General features: G+C 70.7%; 25 protein-coding genes. 9 read left to right on the top strand and 16 right to left on the bottom strand.

Features of this window, described 5'->3' with window-relative positions; all coding sequences use genetic code 11:
• Window positions 1-30: 30 nt before the first annotated feature.
• Window positions 31-486, bottom strand: a complete 456-nt coding sequence (locus VO99_RS17365; RefSeq protein ID WP_083440684.1) for a response regulator — start codon at window positions 484-486, stop codon at window positions 31-33.
• A 309-nt stretch (window positions 487-795) separates the two neighbouring features.
• Between VO99_RS17365 and VO99_RS17360 the strand changes: the two genes are divergently transcribed.
• Window positions 796-4986: a DEAD/DEAH box helicase gene (locus VO99_RS17360; RefSeq protein ID WP_157039608.1), complete on the top strand. Its 4191-nt coding sequence runs from the start codon at window positions 796-798 to the stop codon at window positions 4984-4986.
• On the opposite strand, the gene VO99_RS17355 is transcribed toward VO99_RS17360, so the two are convergent.
• From VO99_RS17355 to VO99_RS17330, 6 genes are read right to left on the bottom strand one after another with little or no spacing between them, the layout of a single operon-like run.
• On the bottom strand, window positions 4973-5614 hold the full coding sequence (locus VO99_RS17355) for a 2-hydroxychromene-2-carboxylate isomerase (protein WP_046114157.1): 642 nt from the start codon (window positions 5612-5614) through the stop codon (window positions 4973-4975). The two genes, VO99_RS17360 and VO99_RS17355, sit on opposite strands and share 14 nt — an antisense overlap.
• The gene (locus tag VO99_RS17350) at window positions 5611-5838 is read right to left on the bottom strand and encodes a DUF1289 domain-containing protein (RefSeq protein WP_046114156.1); all 228 of its coding nucleotides are present in this window, start codon (window positions 5836-5838) and stop codon (window positions 5611-5613) included. Before VO99_RS17350 ends, VO99_RS17355 begins: the two co-directional genes overlap by 4 nt.
• Window positions 5835-6353, bottom strand: coding sequence for a YbaK/EbsC family protein (locus tag VO99_RS17345; protein ID WP_046114155.1), 519 nt, complete (start codon window positions 6351-6353; stop codon window positions 5835-5837). Before VO99_RS17345 ends, VO99_RS17350 begins: the two co-directional genes overlap by 4 nt.
• Window positions 6354-6398: 45 nt before the next feature.
• On the bottom strand, window positions 6399-7007 hold the full coding sequence (locus VO99_RS17340; RefSeq protein WP_046114154.1) for a DUF4126 domain-containing protein: 609 nt from the start codon (window positions 7005-7007) through the stop codon (window positions 6399-6401).
• 13 nt (window positions 7008-7020) lie between these two features.
• The gene (locus tag VO99_RS28955) at window positions 7021-7455 is read right to left on the bottom strand and encodes a hypothetical protein (protein WP_157039607.1); all 435 of its coding nucleotides are present in this window, start codon (window positions 7453-7455) and stop codon (window positions 7021-7023) included.
• A gap of 4 nt (window positions 7456-7459) precedes the next feature.
• Window positions 7460-7897 carry a CreA family protein gene (locus VO99_RS17330; protein ID WP_046114240.1) on the bottom strand — a complete coding sequence of 146 codons (438 nt, stop codon included), beginning with the start codon at window positions 7895-7897 and terminating at the stop codon, window positions 7460-7462.
• A gap of 135 nt (window positions 7898-8032) precedes the next feature.
• Here VO99_RS17330 and VO99_RS17325 point away from each other — a divergent pair, with 135 nt between their 5' ends.
• The gene (locus VO99_RS17325) at window positions 8033-8419 is read left to right on the top strand and encodes an ArsR/SmtB family transcription factor (protein ID WP_046114153.1); all 387 of its coding nucleotides are present in this window, start codon (window positions 8033-8035) and stop codon (window positions 8417-8419) included.
• Window positions 8416-9021, top strand: coding sequence for an SRPBCC family protein (locus tag VO99_RS17320; protein WP_232315398.1), 606 nt, complete (start codon window positions 8416-8418; stop codon window positions 9019-9021). The genes VO99_RS17325 and VO99_RS17320 overlap by 4 nt, the downstream gene beginning before the upstream one ends.
• Here VO99_RS17320 and VO99_RS17315 read toward each other — a convergent pair.
• From VO99_RS17315 to VO99_RS17275, 9 genes are all read right to left on the bottom strand, one after another.
• Window positions 8988-9566, bottom strand: a complete 579-nt coding sequence (locus VO99_RS17315) for a DinB family protein (protein WP_046114152.1) — start codon at window positions 9564-9566, stop codon at window positions 8988-8990. The genes VO99_RS17320 and VO99_RS17315 overlap by 34 nt on opposite strands.
• Before the next feature lie 29 nt (window positions 9567-9595).
• Complete coding sequence (locus tag VO99_RS17310) at window positions 9596-10204, bottom strand: 2-hydroxychromene-2-carboxylate isomerase (RefSeq protein WP_046114151.1); 609 nt, start codon at window positions 10202-10204, stop codon at window positions 9596-9598.
• A 65-nt stretch (window positions 10205-10269) separates the two neighbouring features.
• Complete coding sequence (locus VO99_RS17305; protein ID WP_046114150.1) at window positions 10270-11412, bottom strand: acyl-CoA dehydrogenase family protein; 1143 nt, start codon at window positions 11410-11412, stop codon at window positions 10270-10272.
• 32 nt (window positions 11413-11444) lie between these two features.
• Complete coding sequence (locus tag VO99_RS17300; RefSeq protein WP_046114149.1) at window positions 11445-12110, bottom strand: SDR family oxidoreductase; 666 nt, start codon at window positions 12108-12110, stop codon at window positions 11445-11447.
• A gap of 11 nt (window positions 12111-12121) precedes the next feature.
• A complete protein-coding gene (locus VO99_RS17295) occupies window positions 12122-13303 on the bottom strand; it encodes an acetyl-CoA C-acyltransferase (RefSeq protein WP_046114148.1) in 1182 nt (393 codons plus the stop codon).
• Window positions 13304-13315: 12 nt separating this feature from the next.
• The gene (gene aceK / locus VO99_RS17290) at window positions 13316-15073 is read right to left on the bottom strand and encodes a bifunctional isocitrate dehydrogenase kinase/phosphatase (protein ID WP_046114147.1); all 1758 of its coding nucleotides are present in this window, start codon (window positions 15071-15073) and stop codon (window positions 13316-13318) included.
• 26 nt (window positions 15074-15099) lie between these two features.
• On the bottom strand, window positions 15100-15768 hold the full coding sequence (can, locus tag VO99_RS17285; protein ID WP_046114146.1) for a carbonate dehydratase: 669 nt from the start codon (window positions 15766-15768) through the stop codon (window positions 15100-15102).
• A gap of 35 nt (window positions 15769-15803) precedes the next feature.
• On the bottom strand, window positions 15804-16346 hold the full coding sequence (locus VO99_RS17280) for a GNAT family N-acetyltransferase (RefSeq protein WP_052736416.1): 543 nt from the start codon (window positions 16344-16346) through the stop codon (window positions 15804-15806).
• Complete coding sequence (locus VO99_RS17275) at window positions 16343-16846, bottom strand: MerR family transcriptional regulator (protein WP_046114145.1); 504 nt, start codon at window positions 16844-16846, stop codon at window positions 16343-16345. The genes VO99_RS17280 and VO99_RS17275 overlap by 4 nt, the downstream gene beginning before the upstream one ends.
• A 59-nt stretch (window positions 16847-16905) precedes the next feature.
• Between VO99_RS17275 and VO99_RS17270 the strand changes: the two genes are divergently transcribed.
• From VO99_RS17270 to VO99_RS17245, 6 genes are all read left to right on the top strand, one after another.
• Entirely contained in the window at window positions 16906-17967 is a 1062-nt protein-coding gene (locus VO99_RS17270) for an MBL fold metallo-hydrolase (protein ID WP_046114144.1), read from the top strand.
• Between the two features lie 10 nt (window positions 17968-17977).
• Window positions 17978-18412, top strand: coding sequence for a GFA family protein (locus VO99_RS17265; RefSeq protein WP_046114143.1), 435 nt, complete (start codon window positions 17978-17980; stop codon window positions 18410-18412).
• A gap of 64 nt (window positions 18413-18476) precedes the next feature.
• Window positions 18477-18860, top strand: coding sequence for a VOC family protein (locus VO99_RS17260; protein ID WP_046114142.1), 384 nt, complete (start codon window positions 18477-18479; stop codon window positions 18858-18860).
• On the top strand, window positions 18857-19150 hold the full coding sequence (locus VO99_RS17255; protein ID WP_157039606.1) for a hypothetical protein: 294 nt from the start codon (window positions 18857-18859) through the stop codon (window positions 19148-19150). The genes VO99_RS17260 and VO99_RS17255 overlap by 4 nt, the downstream gene beginning before the upstream one ends.
• Entirely contained in the window at window positions 19116-19505 is a 390-nt protein-coding gene (locus tag VO99_RS17250; protein ID WP_046114140.1) for a VOC family protein, read from the top strand. The genes VO99_RS17255 and VO99_RS17250 overlap by 35 nt, the downstream gene beginning before the upstream one ends.
• Before the next feature lie 33 nt (window positions 19506-19538).
• On the top strand, window positions 19539-19907 hold the full coding sequence (locus VO99_RS17245) for a GNAT family N-acetyltransferase (RefSeq protein WP_052736415.1): 369 nt from the start codon (window positions 19539-19541) through the stop codon (window positions 19905-19907).
• Window positions 19908-19982: the final 75 nt, after the last annotated feature.

Here is a 19982-nt window from a genome sequence, read left to right as displayed (position 1 = left end):
CCAGTCTGCCAGGGACGGCGGCCCGCGCCTTCAGCGCACCGGGAAGTGCCGCGCCGGGTGGGCCAGCCGCCCGCCCAGCGCGCGCCGCAGGCCCGAGGCCAGCACCCGCAGCTCCACCGGCTTGATCCAGTACTCGAAGGCCCCCAGGCTCATCGCCTTGATGATGTCCATCGACAGCTTGTCGCCGGTGAGGATGGTCACGCGCAGGCCGCGGTCGGCGATGTCCTGGTTGAGGATGCGCACCACCTCCAGGCCCGGGATGTCGGGCAGGTGCATGTCCAGCAGCACCAGGTCGGGATGCTCGCTGCGCACCATCTCCACGCCCTGGCGGCCGGTGGTGGCCTGCAGCAGTTGCACGCCGGGGAAGTGCTGCATCATGCCCTCGACCACGGCCATGCTGGTCTCGGCGTCCTCGATGTAGAGCACCTTGCCCCGCAGCATGGGTGCCGTGTGCGTCAGGTCGGCAGGGAGCTCGGTTGCAGCCATCGGGCCTCCTTGAAAAAACCAGGTTGGGCCGGCTCCAGCCCCATACCAGGAATACTGCGCCGCCGCAGCCCCCAGAGTCAATGGCGCGCGCGTCAGCAACATGTCAGCCAGAGAATATTCACACCCCGGCCTGCCTGCCCGCGCGGGGGCATTCCCGGGCGACTGAAACATCCTGTATCCGCGCCGCCCCGCGCATCCGCCCCGCGGCGGAGTTGCGGCCGGCGGAAGGCTGACAAACTCCGCCCCTCCCGCAGCGGCCCGGCCGCGCCTCGACCTCCTGCCGTTCGCATGCTTTCCACCGCCCGCCCCTTGACCGACCGCACCGCGCAGGCCGTGTACGACGCCCTGTGCCTGGCCGGCGCGCCACGCAGCCGCACCTGGCTGCTGCAGATGCTGCGCTGGATGGGCCACCGCGTGGAGGGCGGTACGGCGCCTGCGCTGGCCGACGTGACCGAGGCCCTGGACCATCTGGTGAACCATGGCCGGGCGCGTCGGGTGGAAGGCCTGGGCACGGTGGTGGACACCGACGAAGCCTGGGCCGCCCGCTTCACCGAACTGATGCTGCAGCCCGAGGCCCCGCGCTACTGGCAGGGCTGGGCGGTGGCCGCCGGCGCCCATGTGCAGCCCAACGGCGCCGCCGAGCCGGCCTGGGTGCATTTGCCGGCGCTGGACGACCGCGTGGCGCTGCTGCGGCTGGCGCTGTACGGCGGCCGCACGATGGAGGAGTTCAGCCGCCTGCTGCAGGGCCCGCTGGTGGATGCCGGCAGCGCCGACGTGATGGTGGCCGCGCTCACGCAGCCCTTCCTGCCGGTGCTGTTCGAGCGGCTGGAGCCCGGGCTGCGTGCCACGGTGGCCACCACCGCCCTCAGCGCCATCGGCCCGGCCAGCCGCCACCAGCCACTGCTGGAAGCGGTGGATGCCTGGCTGCGCCGCGCGCCCGACGAGGTGCCGCCGCCGCTGCGCTGCCTGATGGCCGAGCGCCGCCTGCATGCGGGTGACCTGGCCGGCCTGCATGCCGCGCTGCACGGCCTGGGCGGCCCGCTGGTGGAGCTGTTCGATGCCCTGGCCCTGGCGCATGCCGGCCACTGGGCGCAGGCCGCGGGCGATGGCCTGGCGGCCATCAAGGGGCTGGCCAAGTCCACCGGCAAGCGGCAACCGGTGCTGCCCGATGGCATGGCCTGGCCGCTGGCGCTGGCGCTGCTGGCGCAGCCCGGCGCGGCCGAATGGACGGCCGCGCGCAAGTTCTGCGTCACCCAGTCGGGCAGCCGCACGCCGCCGGCGCAAAGCTTCTGGGGCCTGTGGGCGCATGCGGCCGCGGTGCGGCTGGGCGACCAGGCCATCGACCCGCAGGCCTTCGCCTTCCCCAGCCAGATGGCGCTGCAGCCGCACACCTTCACGCGCCAGGCCAGCCACCTGGTGCTGGCCGCCTGGCTGGGCCATTCGCCCGCCGGCTGGACCGACCTGCGGGCGCGCCACCTGGTGGCCGGCCTCGAATCGCAGCAGGAGCGCTGGATGGCGGCACTGGTGCGCGAGGCCTGCGCCCGCCTCGGCCTGGCGGTGCCGCCCGCGCCGCCGGACGAGCCGGCCGGCGAGCCGCCCGCGCCCTTCCTGGCCGCCCCGCGCGAGGCCTGGCGCGACGCGCTGGCCGCCATCACCGCGCTGGGCGGCGATGCCGCGCCGAGCGACGGCGCACAGCTGCCGGCCACCACGCTGCTGTGGGGCCTGACGCTGGATGACGAAGGCCGGGTGCAGGCGGTGCAGCCCTATGAGCGCCCGCCTGGCGCCCGCAAGCCCAAGCCGGTGAGCCTGAACAAGGTGAAGGCCAGCGCCCGGCTGGATGCACGCGACGCGGCCGTGGCCCGCAACATCGACCGCTCGCGCTGGTCGGCCCGCCAGCTGGTGCTGGACGTGACCGGTGCCGCCCAGGCGCTGGTGCGCCACCCCGCCGTGTTCTTCACCGACGAACCCGGCCAGTTCGTGGAGCTGAGCGAGGCGCTGCCGCTGATCGAGGTGGCCCGCCGCATGGGCGAAGGCGGCGAGCAGTTCGTCTTCCGCATCGATCCGCCCCTGCAGCCCGCCACGCCGCCCCACCTGGGCGAAGGCTGGTTCTATGCCGAGGAACGACAGGCCGAGCTGGAGCGCCGCAACAGCCTGCGCATCGTGCGCGACGCACCCGACCGCGCCCGGCTGATCCGCATCACCGCGGCGCAGCGGCGGGTGGCCGAGCTGGTGTCGCAGGACTGGGCAGTGCCGGTGAAGGCCAAGGCCGAGCTGGAATCGGCGCTGAAGGTGCTGGCCGGCCATTTCCAGCTGCACAGCGACGCCGCCGCCGGCCAGGAGGTGCCCGGCGAAAGCCGCCTGCGCGCGCAGCTGGTGCCGGTGGGCGATGCGCTGCAGCTGCGGCTGGTGGTGATGCCCTTCGGCAGCTTCGGCCCCACGGTGCCGCCCGGCGTCGGCCGCGAGCGGCTGATGACGCTGCACGATGGCCTCAGCCTGGCCACCCGTCGCCACCTGCAGGTGGAGCTGGACCACCTGCGCAGCGTGCTGGATGCCCTGCCCTTCCTCGACGGCAGCGAGGCCGGCGAGGCCGGCTGGCTGCTGGACACGCCCGAGCTGGCGCTGCAGGCGGTGGAGATGCTGCCCACGCTGCCCGCCATCGTGGCGCTGGACTGGCCGCGCGGCCGCCCGGTGCGCGTGACCACCGTGGCACCGCATGCGCTGGCAGTGCGCGTCACCAGCGAGCGGCAGTGGTTCGCCCTGGAAGGCGAGCTGAAGGTCGACGATGCCCGCGTGGTCGGCCTGCAGCAGTTGATGCAGATGGCCCAGCAGGCCAAGGCCGGCCGCTTCGTGGCGCTGGGCGAAGGTGAATACCTCGCCCTCACCGACCGCCTGCGCCAGCAACTGGCCGACCTGGCCGCGCTGGGCGGCGTGCGGCCCGACGGCGTGTTCGCGCTGCCCGCCGCCGGCGCCGCCTGGCTGGAAGCCACGCTCGACGGCATGCAGGTGGAAGGCGACAACCCCTGGCGCGCCCGGCTCGATGCGCTGGAAGCCGCCGCCTCGCTGCAGCCCGAGCCGCCCAAGGGCCTGCGCGCGGAGCTGCGCGGCTACCAGGCCGAGGGTTACGCCTGGATGGCGCGGCTGGCCCATGCCGGCCTGGGCGCCTGCCTGGCCGACGACATGGGCCTGGGCAAGACGGTGCAGACGCTGGCGCTGCTGCTGTCGCGCGCCGAGCGCGGGCCGGCGCTGGTGATTGCGCCCACCTCGGTGGCCGGCAACTGGCTGGCCGAAGCGGCCACTTTTGCGCCCGGGCTGCGCGCCGCGATCTACGGCGACCCCGGCAACGAGCGCGGGCGTGATGCACTGATCGACGACGCCGGGCCGGGCGACCTGCTGATCGTGTCGTACGCGCTGGTGCAGCTGGACGGCGACCGCTTCGGCCGCCGCACCTGGTCCACGCTGGTGATGGACGAGGCCCAGGCGGTGAAGAACGCGGCCACCAAGCGCGCCAAGTCGGTGGCCGAGCTGAAGGCCGACTTCCGCCTGGCGCTCACCGGCACGCCGGTGGAAAACCGGCTGGCCGATCTGTGGTCGATCATGAACATGCTGAACCCCGGCCTGCTGGGCACGGCCACGCAGTTCAACGAGCGCTTCGGCAGCCCCATCGAACGCCAGGGCGATGCGGCGGCGCGTTCACGGCTGCGGCGGCTGGTGTCGCCCTTCCTGCTGCGGCGGACCAAGGCCCAGGTGCTGACCGACCTGCCGCCGCGCACCGAGATCGTCCACCACATCCAGCCCAGCGAGGCCGAGCGCAACTTCCTGGAAGCGCTGCGGCGCAATGCGGTGGAGCGCATCCGCGCTATGTCCAACGACGGCAACCCCGAGGCCGCCTTCCATGTGCTGGCCGAGCTCACGCGGCTGCGCCGCGCCGCCTGCGACCCGCGGCTGGTGGCGCCGGAACTGGGCATCGTCGGCAGCAAGGCGCAGGAGTTCGAGACGCTGGTGCGCGAGCTGGTCGACGGCCAGCACAAGGCGCTGGTGTTCAGCCAGTTCACCGACTTCCTGAAGCTGTTGGGCGCGCGGCTGGACGACGCCGGCATCGCCTACCAGTACCTGGACGGCAGCACGCCCGGGCCCGAGCGTGCCAGGCGCGTGGCGGCCTTCCAGCGCGGCGAGGGCGAGCTGTTCCTCATCAGCCTGAAGGCCGGCGGCTTCGGCCTGAACCTGACGATGGCCGACTACGTGCTGATCGTCGATCCGTGGTGGAACCCCGCGGCGGAAGACCAGGCCATGGGCCGCGCCCACCGCATCGGCCAGCAGCGGCCGGTGACCGTCTACCGGCTGGTCACGGCCGGCAGCATCGAGGAGCGCATCGTCGACCTGCACCGCGACAAGCGTGGCCTGGCCGACGGCCTGCTGGAAGGGCAGGACCAGGGCAAGGCCATCGGCGCGGAAGAGCTGCGCGAGCTCTTGCTGAACGAGAACCCGCTCACCCGCGTGTGACGGCCGGCCGCGGCGCGGCGGCCTCGTCCCACGGCCCGTCGAAGAACGGGTCGCCGGCCAGTGCGGCGGCCAGCATCGGCAGCGCGTCCAGGCCCCAGAACACGCGGCCTTCCAGCTCGAAGGCCGGCACGCCGAACACGCCGCGCGCGATGGCGGCCTGCGTGGACAACTTCAGCTCGTCCTTCACCTCGGCCGATGCCGGGTAGCGCGGCGGCTGCAGCTCGGCCGCCAGCGCTGCCAGGCGCTGCGGCTCGTTGGCATCGGCACCTCCGCTGCACCACACATGGCGGAACAGCGCCTCCACCACGCGCCGGTTGGGCGCACCGCCCGCCGGGCAGCAGGCCAGGGCCAGCCGCTGCAGCGCCAGCGGATTGAACGGATGCTGCGCTGGCGGGGCCAGCGGCGTGCCCTGCTGGCGCGCCAGCCAGGCGATCTGCCGGTAGGTCCAGTCGCGCTTGGGCGCGATCTCGGCCGGCCCGCGCTGGCCCCAGTGCTGCAGCACCGCGCCCAGCAGCAGGGGCCGGTACTCCACTGCATGCGAATGGCCCTCCAGCACCTGCGGCAGCCGGTCGAAGGCCAGCCAGGCGTAGGGCGAGATCACGTCGAACCAGAACCGGATCTGCTTCATGGCCGAGCCTTCCGTTCTTGCACCTTCAGCTGCCGCAGGCGGGTCATGCGCGGCGGCAACAGCGTCCACACCGCGCGCTTGCCGCCGTCGTCCAGCCGGCTCCAGGCGGCGATCTCGTCCAGCGTGCGGCCGCAGCCGATGCACCAGCCGGTCGAGGCATGCATCTGGCACACGTTGATGCAGGGCGAGGCCACCGCCGCGGCCGGACCGGGCGTGCGCGTCATGCCTGCACCACGTCGGCCACCGGCGCGCCGGTCAACGCTTCCAGCTGCTGCGGGCTGAGCATGAACACGCCGTTCGGGTGGCCGGCGGCGGCCCACACCTCGGTGAAGCGGAACAGCTGGTCGTCGATCAGCGTCACCAGCTTCTCGGCATGGCCCACCGGCGACACCCCGCCGATGGAAAAGCCGGTGCGCAACTTCACGAAGGCGGCATCGGCGCGGCCGATCGGCCCGACCAGCGCGGCCACCTTCTTCTCGTCCACCCGCCGGTCGCCGGAGGCCACCACCAGCACGGCCGCATCGTCGGCCTTGCGCTTGAAGATCACGCTCTTGGCCACCTGCCCCACCAAGATGCCCAGCGCATCGGCCGCCTCCTGCGAGGTGCGCGCCGGCACGCCCAGCCAACGCGGCACATGCGGATGGCCCAGCTCGGCCAGCAGCGCGGTGACGCGGGCGAAGCCTTCAGAGGCGGTGGCTATTTCAGGGGTGGTGGAGGTGGGGCTGTCGGCGGTGCTCATGTGGTGATTGCACCACCAACCGCGGCCGGCCGCTGCAGCGGGCCCTCAGGCGGCCGCGGCCCGCCAATGCCCGCGCAGCCGCTGCACCAGCCCGCGCAGAAAGCGCGACAGCAGCACGATGACCGCGACCATCACCACCAGCGCCACCGCCAGCCCGGCAAAGAACCACAGCGGCTGGTTGACCGACAGCCACAGCATGCCGGGCACGAAGGCATCGCCCAGCAACGACAGGCCGATGTTGCTGAACGGCTCGGGCGAGGTGTTGACCGCCGCCCGCGTGGCCGACTTGGCGGCATGCGCGGTGGCTGCCAGCCCGCCGCCCAGCAGCGCGGCGACCGCGCCCCAGGTGGTCTCGTCGCCGCCGAACACGCCGTAGGCCAGCGCGGCGCCGGCCGGGATGCGGATGGCGGTGTTGAGCACGTCCCAGGCCGAATCCACCCAGGGGATCTTGTCCGCCAGGAACTCCACGGCCACCAGCGCGCCGCTGACCGACAGCAGCACCGGGCTCTGCAGCACCTGCAGCCCGCTGGGCAGCTGCACCCAGCCCAGCCAGCCCGACAGCCCGGTGAGGAACACCACCGCATACAGCCGCAGGCCGCTGGCCCAGCCGAGGGCGGCGGCCAGTGCGACGAGCTGGGTGGTGTCGAGGTTCATGCGGAGGTCGGGTTCAGACGGTGTCGCGGCGGTAGGCGCCGCCCAGGGCTTCGGCCGTGCGCCATGTCGGCGGCGGCTCGGCCGTGGCCCAGTGCTCCACCACGCCGGCAATCCGCGGGCCCGTGGCGGGCGGCGCATCGTCGGTGAAACGATAGCGGGCATTGGCGAAGAAGACGCCCGGCGGATGGTCCACGCGCACCACCGCATGCACGCCGCCATCGGCCAGCGCATCCACCGACTGCAGCGTGACGGTCCAGCCCTCGGGGTAGACCGCGTTGGCTTTCACGATGGCATCGGCGCTGAGGAACCACTCGCCGCTGCACGGCCAGTGCGTCACCGCGTCGTGGGCATACAGCGCCCGCATGCCAGCCCAGTCACGCGCCTGGACGCAGGTCCACAGCGTGCGGACGAGGGCGCAGCGTTGGTCAGCGTCGGCCGTGGCGCCCATCGCCTCACTTCACCGGAATCACCGTGCCGCGGTCCACCGGCACGGCCGTCAGGCTGTTCTGGGGCGAGCCTTCGATCACGCGGTCGGAGTAGGTCAGGTACACCAGCGTGTTGCGCGACTTGTCCACCATGCGCACCACACGCAGCCGCTTGAAGATCAGCGAGATGCGCTCGCTGAACATCTCCTGCTGCATCGGCAGCGGCTTGGGGAAGCTGATGGGGCCGGTCTGGCGGCAGGCGATGGAGGCTTCGGCCTTGTCCTCGGCCAGGCCCAGCGCACCCTTCACGCCGCCCGTCTTGGCGCGCGACACGTAGCAGGTGACGCCGGCCACGCCGGGGTCGTCGTAGGCATCGACCACGATCTTGTGGTCGGGCCCGATGAACTTGAAGACCGTGTCCACCTCGCCGATGGGCTCGGCCTGCACGGCGGCCGCGGCCGCCATGGCCAGGCCGAGGAACACGGCACGGGCCGCGAAGAAGCATGGGGTGTGGGCTGGCGATGTCATGTGCCCAGCTTAGCGGCCTTGACAGCTGTGCGGCAGGCTCTATATTCACCCACAAAGGTGAATGATTTGGACATGCTCGACGACACCATGACCGCGCTGGCCGACGCCACGCGTCGCGCCATCCTTCGCAGGTTGGCGCTGGGCGAGGCACGGGTGACCGAGCTGGCAGCGCCCTTCGACATCTCTCTGAACTCGGTGTCCAAGCACATCCGCATCCTGGAGCGCGCGCAACTGGTGCGCCGCAGGGTGGTGGGGCGCGAGCACATCCTGTCCTTCGACCCCGCGCCGCTGGCCCAGGCCAGCGCGTGGATCCACGAGCAGCAGGCCTTCTGGTCCCGCAGGCTCGATGCCCTGGAAGCCGCGCTGCAGGCCGAAGACGCCGCTGCAGCCGCGGCCGCCAGACCCGCCCCTGCGCCAGCCAAGAAGGCGCGCCGACCCGCAAAAGGAAAAGCCCGATGAACCCTTCCACCTCCCCCAGCCCCCTGCAGGACCCGCATGCCGACGCGGAGCCGATGGGCCAGGTGACCGCACCGGCCACCGTGCGCATCGAACGGCTGCTGCCCGGCACGCCGGAACGCCTGTGGTCCTACCTCGTCGAATCCGACCAGCGGGCGCTGTGGCTTGCCGGCGGCCCGATGGAGCCGCGCGTTGGCGGCCGCTACACGCTGCACTTCAAGCACGAAGACCTCTCGCCCACGGTGGAGCCCGCACCCGCGCCCGCCGAGCTGTGCAGCGATGGCGACATCGGGGAGCACGGCGGCACGGTGCTGGAATGGCATCCGCCGCAGCGCCTGGTGCTGAGCTGGCCCGAGCCTGCCGGGGCACCGCCATCGCAGGTGGTGTTCGAGCTGGCGCCGGCCGAGGGCGACCGCGTCCGGCTCACCATCACCCACAGCCGGCTGGCGTCGCGCAACTCGATGCTCAGCGTGTCGGGTGGCTGGCACACGCACATCGGCGTGCTGGTGGACCGCCTGGCCGGCCGCACGCCGCGGCCGTTCTGGTCGTCGTTCCAGCGGATGAAGCAGGCCTACGAACCGGTGGTGACAGCCGCCTGGCGGTAGACGTCTTCCTCGCGCCAGCCCAGCAGCTGCATGTCCGTCACGCGGTAGTGCGCATCGCTGGGCATCAGGAACTCGTCGAGCTGCGGCGGCTTGATGGCGGTGCCGCTCAACATGGCATGCGCCTGGCCGCGGTGGTGCGTCTGGTGCATGAAGAGGTGGGACAGCACATGGCCGGCGGCATCACGCTGCACATGGTCGCCGCGGTCCATCGCCACCTCGGCATCGCAGCCGGCCGGCGTCAGGCGCAGGCAGTAGTCGATGAGGCGCTGGTCGCTCGCGGCCTGCCTTTCCGCCAGTTCCAGCACCGTGTCGGCAGGCTTGAATTGCTCGAAGGCCTGGGCGCCACCCGGCTCGCCGTACAGCGCGCCGATGTAGTACAGGTCCACGGCCAGCAGGTGGTTCAGCGTGGCCGCCAGGCTGGGAAAGAAGCTGGTGCGCGGCGCATGGAACTCGTCGCGGCCGAGCACGCCCATGGCCTGGTGCAGCCTGTGGTTGGCCAGCCGGTTGGCGTGAGCTTGTATGGACAGGTGGCGGGGCAGGTCCATGCGGGCACCTCGTTGAACGCTGGAACGGGCTAGAACGGATTGCCGGACAGCCAGCGCTCGATCTGCGACTTGCGGTCGTTGCCCCAGAAGGGCTCGCCGTCCACCACGAACCAGGGCGTGCCGAACACGCCGGCGGCGATGGCATCGTCGTTCGCCTGCTTCAGGCGCAGCTTCCACTGCGTGTCGCCCCAGGCGGCTTCAGCGGCTTGCGGGTCGATGTCCGAAGCCTCGGCCAGCGACTTGAGCGCGGCCGGATCGTCCAGCCGTACGCCGCGGGTGAAGTACCCACGCAACCCGGCATGCGCCCAGGCCGCGGCGCGCGCCGGGTCTTGCGACTGCAGCCAGTAGAAGATGCGCGCCGCGTTCTGCGTGGGGATGGGGAACTGCTCGGGCTGCGTGTAAGGGATGCCTTCAGCCCGCGCCGAGCGGGCGAAGTCGCGCAGGGCGTATTCGCGCTTGAGCGGATAGTCGACCGGCGGCTTGAGACCGGTGTGCTGGAAGGTGGCGCCCAGCAGGATGGCATGCCACTTCACTGCCCGCCCATGCCGCGCGGCCAACGCTTCGATCCACTCGGAGGCGATGTACGAATACGGCGACGAGAAGTCGAAGTAGAAGGCGATGGGCGCGGCGGCGTTCATGGTGGATTGACCGTATCACGCACCGCCGGGCGGGCGCCTCGGCGGAATCCCTGCCGGCCGCCGCTTCAGCCGGCGGAGGTGGCCAACGCCCGCCCGATCAGGATCTTCTGAACGTCCGACGTTCCCTCGTAGATCTGCGTCACCCGCACGTCGCGGTAGATGCGCTCCAGCGGAAAGTCGCTCACGTAGCCGTAGCCGCCCAGGGTCTGGATGGCGGCGCTGCACACGCGCTCGGCCATTTCGCTGGCGAAGAGCTTGGCCATCGCGGCTTCCTTCAGGCAGGGCTGGCCGGCGTCCTTCAGGCTGGCCGCATGCCAGATGAGCTGGCGCGCCGCCTCGATCTGCGTGGCCATGTCGGCCAGGCGGAACTGCACCGCCTGGTGCTCGAAGATCGGTTGGCCGAAGGCCACGCGGTCCTTGCTGTAGGCCAGCGCCGCCTCGAAGGCCGCGCGCGCCATGCCCACGCTTTGCGAGGCGATGCCGATGCGCCCGCCTTCCAGGCCTGACAGCGCGATCTTCAGGCCCTGGCCTTCGTCGCCGATGCGGTTGGCTTCGGGCACGCGGCAGTTCTCGAAGAGGATCTGCGCGGTGTCGCTGCTGTGCTGGCCCATCTTGTCTTCCAGCCGCGCCACGGTGTAGCCGGGCGTCCTGGTGGGCACGATGAAGGCGCTGATGCCCTTCTTGCCTGCGGCCTTGTCGGTCACCGCCATCACGATGGCGACGTCGCCGTTCTGCCCGCTGGTGATGAACTGCTTGACGCCGTTGATCACATAGCCGTCGCCATCGCGCACCGCGGTGGTCTTCAGGCCATCGGCCTGCGAGCCCACGTGCGGCTCGGTCAGGCAGAAGGCGCCCAGCATCTGGCCGCTGGCCAGCGGCGCAAGCCATTGCTGCTTCTGCGCCTCAGTGCCCCAGGCCATCAGGATCGAACACACCGGGCAGTTGTTGACGCTGACCACGGTGGAGGTGCCGCCGTCGCCAGCCGCGATCTCTTCCAGGATCAGTGCCAGCGACAGGTAGTCCAGCCCCGCGCCGCCGTACTCGGTGGGCACGGCCACGCCATAGCAGCCCAGCTCGGCCAGGCCGCGCAGTTCGGCCGCCGGGAAGTGATGGGCCTTGTCCCACTGCGCGGCCTGCGGGGCGATGCGGTCCTGCACATAGCTGCGCACGGCATCCTGGATCGCGCGGTGGTCTTCGGACAGATGCATGGCGGTCGTCTCCTCTCGTTCCTTGTCCGGCCTTACCAGGACAGCGGCGTGCCGTCGTGGTTGAAGAAGCCGCCGTTGTCGCTCGGCGTGAGCGCGCCGACGGTGCGGCGCAGGTCGGCAGCGCTCTTCTCCGGCGTGAGGTCGGCCTGTGCGCCGCCCATGTCGGTCTGCACCCAGCCCGGGTGCAGCGCCACGCAGGTGGCACGGCCGGCCCAGGCCAGCGACACGTCCTTCAGCACCGAATTGAGCGCCGCCTTGGAGGCGCGGTACAGCCAGCCCGCGCTGGCCGTGCGCAGGCCGATGGAGCCCATGCGCGACGACAGCACCGCCACCCGGGCGCCCGGTGCCAGCGCATCGGCCAGCTGCGGCAGCACGCGCATCGCGCCCAGTACGTTGGTATGCATCACCGCGTCGAAGTCTTCGACGGTGGGCGTCTGCAGGCCCTGCGTCTGCGGGCCGTACACACCGGCCACCAGCCAGACCTGGTCGAAGCCTGCGTTGTCGCAGCGCCAGGCGATGCCAGAGGCACTGGCCGCATCGTTCACATCCAGCGCAAAGGCCTCTGCACCCATGGCCTTGAGCGCGGCCACGCCGTCGTCGCTGCGCGCGGTGGCCGTCACCTGCGCGCCATCGGCGATGAACTGCCGCACCAGCTCGCGGCCCAGGCCGCGCGAAGCACCGATCACCAGCACCTTCATGCGCTGCTCCTTCACAGCATCTCGATGGCCATGGCGGTGGCCTCGCCGCCGCCGATGCACAGCGAGGCCACGCCGCGCCGGGCACCGCGCTTCTTCATCGCGCCCAGCAGTGTGACGACGATGCGCGCGCCCGAGGCGCCGATGGGATGGCCCAGCGCCACCGCGCCGCCATGCACGTTGACGATCTCATGCGGCAGCTTGAACTCGGCCATCGCGGCCATGGTCACCGCGGCAAAGGCCTCGTTCACCTCCCACAGGTCGACCTGGCCGGGCTGCCAGCCCGCCTTCTTCAGCACCTTGTCGATGGCACCGGCGGGCGCGGTGGCAAACCACTCGGGTGCCTGCGCATGCACGCTGTGCGCGACGATGCGGGCGATGGGCTGGGCGCCGTGGCGGGCCGCATCGCTCTCGCGCATCAGCACCAGCGCGGCGGCGCCGTCGCTGATGCTGGACGAGGTGGCGGCGGTGATGGTGCCGTCCTTCTTGAAGGCCGGCTTCAGGCCGGGGATCTTGTCCAGCTTGGCCTTGAAGGGCTGCTCGTCGCGCGTGACCTGCACGTCGCCTGCCTTGCCCGGCAGCGTCACCGCGGCCATCTCCCAGTCGAAGCTGCCGTCTTCGTTGGCCTGCTTGGCGCGCTGGGTGGAGGCGATGGCAAAGGCGTCCATCGCCTCGCGGCTGAACTGGTACTTGGCCGCGCAGGACTCGGCGAACACGCCCATCGCCTTGCCGCGCTCGTAGGCGTCTTCCAGGCCGTCCAGCGCCATGTGGTCGTACACGGCCGAGGCGCCGTACTTGATGCCCTTGCGCGCGACCATCAGGTGCGGCGCATTGGTCATGCTCTCCATGCCGCCGGCCACCACCACGTCGGCACTGCCCGCGGCCAGCATGTCGTGGCCGAACATCATGGCCCGCATGCCCGAGCCGCACATCTTGCTCAGCGTGACGGCGCCGGCCGAATCGGGCAGGCCGGCCTTGCGCGCCGCCTGGCGGGCCGGTGCCTGGCCCTGGCCCGCCATCAGGCAGTTGCCGAACAGCACCTCGTTGATGGCGTCACCCGGCACGCCGGCACGCTCCACCGCGGCTCGGATGGCCACTGCGCCCAGCTCCCAGGCGGGCAGCGCGGCGAAGTCGCCCAGCAGGCCGCCGATGGGCGTGCGGGCGGCGGAGACGATGACGATGGAATCGTTGCTCATGGGTTCGTCCTTTCAAACAGCATGACGGAGATGGAAGCGGCGCTCGGGCTCGTAGGGGAAGACATCGTGCACATGCCCGGCGGCAATGCGCTCCTTGTGGGCTTGCCAGAACGAAGCGTCCAGCAGCTCGGCATGGTGGGCCATGAACACCTTGCGCACCGCCGGGTTGCCCAGCAGGAAGGGTTCGAAGGTCTCGGGGAACACGTCGCGCGGACCCACCGAGTACCAGACCTCGCCGGACATCTCGTCCTCCTCGTTGCGCGGCGCGGGCACGCGGCGGAAGTTGCAGTCGGTCAGGTACTCGATCTCGTCGTAGTCGTAGAACACCACCTTGCCGTGCCGCGTGACACCGAAGTTCTTCCACAGCATGTCGCCCGGGAAGATGTTGGCCGCCACCAGGTCCTTGATGGCATTGCCGTACTCCAGCACCGCATGCTCGATCTGCTCGGGCGTGGCTTCCTGCAGGAAGATGTTCAGCGGGATCATGCGCCGCTCGATGTAGACGTGGCGGATGACGAGCCAGTCGCCGTCCTCCTCGATCAGGCTGGGACAGAAGTGCTTCAGCTCGGCGATCAGCTCATCCTCGAACCGCGCACGCGGAAAGGCCACGTTGCTGTACTCCAGCGTGTCGGCCATGCGGCCCACGCGGTCGTGGGTCTTCACCAGCTGGTACTTGCCCTGGATCTGCTCGCGCGTGGTTTCCTTCTGCGGCGGGTAGAAGTCCTTGATGCACTTGAACACGTAAGGGAACGAGGGCAGGTCGAACACCAGCATCACCATGCCCTTGATGCCGGGCGCGATGCGGAAGCGGTCGCTGCTGTGGCGCTGGTGGTAGAGGAAGTCGCGGTAGAACAGGTTCTTGCCGTGCTTCTGCAGGCCCAGGGCGCTGTAGATCTCGGCGCGCGGCTTGCGCGGCATCAGCGAGCGCAGGAACTGCACGTAGGCGCTGGGGATCTCCATGTCCACCATGAAGTAGGCCCGTGCGAAGCTGAACAGCATCTGCAGGTCGTCCTCGCCGTGCAGCGCGGTGTCGATGATGAGCCCGCCGTCGTCGTCATGCAGGATGGGCAGCGCGAAGCCCAGCTCGCGGAAGCCGTTGATCACCTTGCCCACCAGGTAGGCGCCCTTGTTGCGATAGAAGAGCGAGGCCAGCACCTGGATCTGGAAGTTGGCCCGCAGGCGGGACATGCCCATCTCGGGCTCCAGCACCTCCAGCACGCGGGTGATGTCGCGTTCCAGGTCGACGAAGGGCCGTTGCAGCTGGAAGTTGTGCACCACGCGCACCATGGTCTCGTGCAGCGTCTCCCGCGTGGGGTAGTAGGCGCGGTAGGTGGGCGTGGCGGCGGGCTCGTCGTTCTCGATGTACTCGGTGCTGAGCGCCGGGCGCACGAAGATGAAGTCGTTGAGGAAGTAGCTGTGGTGCAGCACCCGGGTGGTGACCGAGTTGAAGAAGGTCTCGGCCAGCTCGGGCTGGTGATGGTCGGTCAGCAGGCCGATGAAGTGCAGCTTGACCTGCTGCCACACGTCCATCGGCAGGCTGTTGGCATCGAACTCGGTCTGCAGCCGCTCCACCGCCTCGTCCACCCGCAGGTCGTAGAACTCGATGCGCTCCCGCTGGGCCCGCTGCTGGCCCTGCCAGTCGGCCCGCTCGAAGCGCTGCTTGGCTTCCGCGCTGGTCTGGCGGAACAGGGTGTAGTGGCGGTTGAAGCCATCGCGCAGGGCCTGGGCGATGTGGAAGGCACGGCCGTCGGTGAGCTGGTGCGGGAACATGTTCGGTAGGCTGCGCGGTCGCGCTGTCAGGGGGTGAGGGCGTAGCGCTGCTGAAGGGCCGCGAGGCTGGCTTCATAGGCGCCGTTCACGTCGTCCGAACTACCGACGGTGATGCGAAGGTCTTGCAGCAGGCCGTTGTGCAGGCCGTAGAACCAGCCGTGGATCACCACCGTCTGGCCGCGCTGCCAGGCGTCCTGCACCACGGTGGTCTCGCACACGTTGCGGGCCTGCTCCAGCACGTTCAGCTCGCACAGCGCGTCCACCTTGCGGGCCTCGGGCACGGTGTCGAGCCAGGCCTGGTGGCGGCTGCGCACGTCCTGCACATGGCGCAGCCAGTTGTCCACCAGGCCCACGCGCTTGTTGTACAGCGCGGCGCGCACGCCGCCGCAGTTGGAGTGGCCGACGATCATGATGTGCTGCACCTTGAGCTGGTCCACCGCGAACTGCACCACCGACAGGCAGTTCAGGTCGGAGTGCGCCACCACGTTGGCCACGTTGCGGTGCACGAACAGCTCGCCGGGCGCCAGGCCCACCAGCTCGTTGGCCGGCACGCGGCTGTCGGCGCAGCCGATCCACAGGTACTGCGGTTCCTGCTGCTTGAGCAGGCTGCTGAAGAAGCCGGGCTGGCGCTGCTCCACGTCGGCCGCCCATTTGCGGTTCTTGCCGAGCAGGTCGTCAAGGGAATGCGAACTCATGTTGATGACTGAAGTTGTGGAACGGGAGGGTGGCGTCAAGGCCGGTAGATGGCGAACTGCACCCGGTCGATCACGCGGCCGTCCTTGATGGCGCTGCGCGGCATGTCGGCCTCCTTCACGTAGCCGCACTTGCCGGCCACGGCCTGCGAGCCGGTGTTCCACGCGAAGATGGGCGCGAACAGGCGGGTGATGTCGGGCAGTTCCTGCCACACCCAGGCGGTGACCAGGCCCAGCGCCTCGGTGGCGATGCCGTGGCGCCAGTGCGGCTGGCCGATCCAGTAGCCCACCTCGGCATTGCAGCGCAACGGGCCCTGCTGGGGCGCCACGTTCACGCAGCCGATCACTTCGCCGCGCACGTCGATGCCCCACACATGGCCGTAGGCGGAGTCATGCGCGCCGCCGTCGCACCAGGCGATGGCATCGGCCATGGTGTATGGATGCGGGAAACCTTCGAACAGGTTGCGCCACACCTCCACGTCGTCGGCATTGCGCTGCAGGCTGGGCGCATCGGCCGGCACCAGCTCGCGCAGCGTGCAGCGCTGGCCCACCAGCGTGGGCAGCGGTGATCGGGGGGTCATGTCGTCTCCTTGATCTTGCGGGCGGGCCGGCTGGACGCGGGGCGCTTGGCCGCCGCCGGCTTGCGCGCGGCGGGCCGCTTGGCGCCGGGCTCGCAACGGCGTGCCTCGGTGAGCATGCGCCGGCAGCGCGCCTCATGCTGGCCGATCTCGGCCAGCGTCAGCTGCAGGTCGTCGAGCTGCCGCTCCAGCTGCTGCCGGTGCGAGTGCAGCATGGCCAGGAAGGCTTCCAGCTGCTGGGTGGTGTCGGACGGCGACTCGTACATGTCCACCAGCTGCTTGACCTCCGTCAGGCTCAGGCCCAGCCGCTTGCCGCGCAGCGTGAGCTTGAGCCGCGTGCGGTCCCGGTGGCTGTAGATGCGGTTCATGCCGCGGCGCTCCGGCTCCAGCAGGCCCATGTCCTCGTAGAAGCGGATGGCACGCGGGGTGACATCGAACTCCTGCGAAAGCTCGGTGATGCTGAAGGTCTTGCCTTCCGGGGCGGGGCGGGGGGCGGCGGGCATGTCTACACTGACGTTGACGTAAACGTAAATGTAATGCGGCCCGGGCCGCGCACCAAGCCATGGCCAACCCCGACGAACTGCAGCTTGTCTATCCCCTGGGCGACAGCCTGCCCGAACCCGGCAGCACGCTGGAGGTGGCGCCAGGCATCCACTGGCTGCGCATGCCGCTGCCCTTCGCGTTGGACCACATCAACCTGTGGCTGCTGCGCGACCGGCAGGACGGGCGCGAGGGCTGGACCATCGTCGATTGCGGCATCGACAGCACCGAGACCCGCGCCGCCTGGCAACAGGTGTTCGACACCGCGCTGCAGGGCCTGCCGGTGCTGCGGGTGATCGTCACCCACATGCATCCCGACCACATCGGCCTGGCGCACTGGCTGACCGAGCGCTGGCAGTGCCGCATGTGGATCAGCGCCACCGACTTCGGCGTGGCCCAGCTGGCGCGCAGCGGCACCGGCCATGGCGGCGACGAGAACGCCGACTTCCTGGCTGCACACGGGCTGGCGGATGCGCAGACGCTGGAGCTCATCCGCCACCGCAGCGACCACTTCGCGCAGCTGGTGCCGGCGCTGCCGACCAGTTACCGGCGCCTGCTGGACGGCATGGTCGTGCAGGTGGCCGATGCGCGCTGGCGCTGCATCGCGGGCCATGGGCATGCGCCCGAGCACATCTCGCTGCACGATGCGCAGGCCGGCGTGCTGATCGCCGGCGACATGGTGCTGCCGCGCATCAGCACCAACGTGGGCGTGCATGGCAATGAACCCGAAGGCAATCCGCTGCCGATGTACCTGGCCTCCATCGCCCGCACCGCCGCCGAGCTGCCCGAGGACACGCTGGTGCTGCCCTCCCACGGCCGGCCCTTCAAGGGCCTGCACACCCGCGTGAGCCAGCTGCGCCGCCACCACGACGACCGCCTGGCCGACGTGATGGCCGCCCTGGCCCAGCGCCCCGGCAGCGCCGCCGACATGCTGCCGGTGCTGTTCCGCCGCGAGCTGGACGCGCACCAGACCACCTTCGCGATGGCCGAATCCCTCGCCCACCTGCACATGCTGTGGCATGGCGGTCAGCTGCAGCGGCGGCGTGATGATGATGGGGTGTGGCGCTTTGCGCCCGCTGCCTGAAAGGCCCGTGATGACCGCTGCCCAAACCACCCCGACCTTCGAAGGCGGCTGCCTGTGCGGCGCCGTGCGCTACCGCTTCGACGGCCTGCCGCTGTCCAGCAGCAACTGCTTCTGCCGCAGCTGCCGGCTGGCCAGCGGCGCCACGCCCGTGGGCTGGGTGGTGGTGGCGCGCCAGCACTTCCGGTGGCTGCAGGGTGCACCTGCCTTGTTCAACTCCTCGCCCGGCGTCACACGCGGCTTCTGCGCCCGTTGCGGCAGCCCGCTGAGCTACCAGCACGCCGACTCGGCCGGTGAAATCGAGCTGACCACCGGCACGCTGGATGAACCCGACCGCTGCCCGCCCACGCGCGAGATCTTCCATGCGGACCGCGTCGCCTGGGCGCCGTCGGATGCGCAGCTGCCGCATCACGCGCACGGCAGCAGCGAGCCGCCGCTGCCCGGTTGACACGGCGCCCGGTGAAGATGCACCGGCCGGTCAGCGCCGGCCGCGCGGCCGGCACACTGCGGCCATGCATCCGCTCCACCACCTCTCCTTCGGCGTGGCCGACCTGGCCCAGGCCGGCCACTTCTACGACGCCGCCCTGGGCGCGCTGGGCCTGCGCCGGGTGTTCGAGGACGACGAGGCCATTGGCTACGGCTTCCATGACGGCGAAGACCTGCTGTGCCTGAAGCTGCGGCCCGGTGCCAGCGCGCCGGGCCCGGGCTTCCACCTGGCTTTCAGCGCCACCACACGCGCCGCGGTGCAGGCCTTCCACGCCGCCGCGCTGGCCCACGGCGGCCGTGACAACGGCCCGCCGGGCCTGCGCCCCGACTACGGCGAGCATTACTACGCCGCCTTCGTCATCGACCCGGCCGGCCATGCCATCGAGGCGGTGTGCAAGGCGGCGGCGTGAGCGGCGCTGTCCGGCCGAAGGTGGGACTGGCACGGCAGGCCACCACCTGCGCCCTCTTCTGCATCGCCGCGCTGGCCGTCATGGCCTGGCGGCACCCGGCCGACCTGCTGGCCCATGCCCGCACCGCACTGCTGGCGTCGACACGCCTCGTGCGCGGGCTGTACATGGCGCACACGCTCTTCGCGGGCCTGTGCCTGGGCCTGCTGTTTCAGCACCTGGGGCTGCTGGTGGCCATCGGCCTGGAGCCCAACCCGCATGAGACTCGCTTACACCATCCTCTACGTTCCTGACGTCGCGGCCTCGCTGCACTTCTTCGAGCGAGCCTTCGGACTGCGCCGCCGCTTCCTGCACGAGTCAGGCACCTACGGCGAGCTCGACACCGGCAGCACCACGCTGGCGTTCGCCGATCACGCATTGGGGCACGCGAACTTCCCAGGGGGCCATGTCGCGGCCCACAGTTCCCCGCAACCGCTGGGCTTCGAGATCGCCCTGGCCACCGACGACGTGCCCGTCGCGCATGCAGTCGCCCTGACGGCAGGCGCCACCGAGCTGGCCGCGCCACAGCGCAAGCCGTGGGGCCAGACCGTTTCCTACCTGCGCTGCCCGGACGGCATGTCGGTGGAGCTTTACACGCCGATGGGCTGATGATGAGCCACGCCACTGACCGGCTACTGCACGTTGCGGCATCCCGGGACGCGCTGGGGCCTGTGCCTGCGGGAGGACGACCGGCTCATCGGCACCTGCGGCCTGTTCGGCTGGAACGCCGGCTGGCGTCAGTGCACCATCGGCTATGAGCTGCTGCCCCGCCATCAGGGCGCCGGCCTGATGCACGAAGCCCTGCAGGCCGCCATCGGCTGGGGCCACGAGCACCGGCAGCTGCACCGCATCGAAGCCATCGTGCATCCCGACAACCAGCCCTCCATCACCCTGCTGCGGCGGCTGGGCTTCGAGCAGGAAGGCCGCCTGCGCGACGGTGCGCGCTGGGGCGGGCGCTTCCACGACATGCTGCTGTTCGCCCACATCCACACGCCGGCCGGCGCGGCTTGATCCAACGCAAACCGGCCCTGGCCCGCACTGGGTACAAGAGATCCACGCCACCGTCCAGGCGAACAGGGCGGCCTC

This window comes from Aquincola tertiaricarbonis (genome assembly GCF_000969605.1).
Taxonomy (GTDB): Bacteria; Pseudomonadota; Gammaproteobacteria; order Burkholderiales; family Burkholderiaceae_C; genus Aquincola; species Aquincola tertiaricarbonis.
The sequence above is the reverse complement of the archived record's forward strand: the minus strand, read 5'-3'. Positions and strand labels throughout refer to the sequence as shown.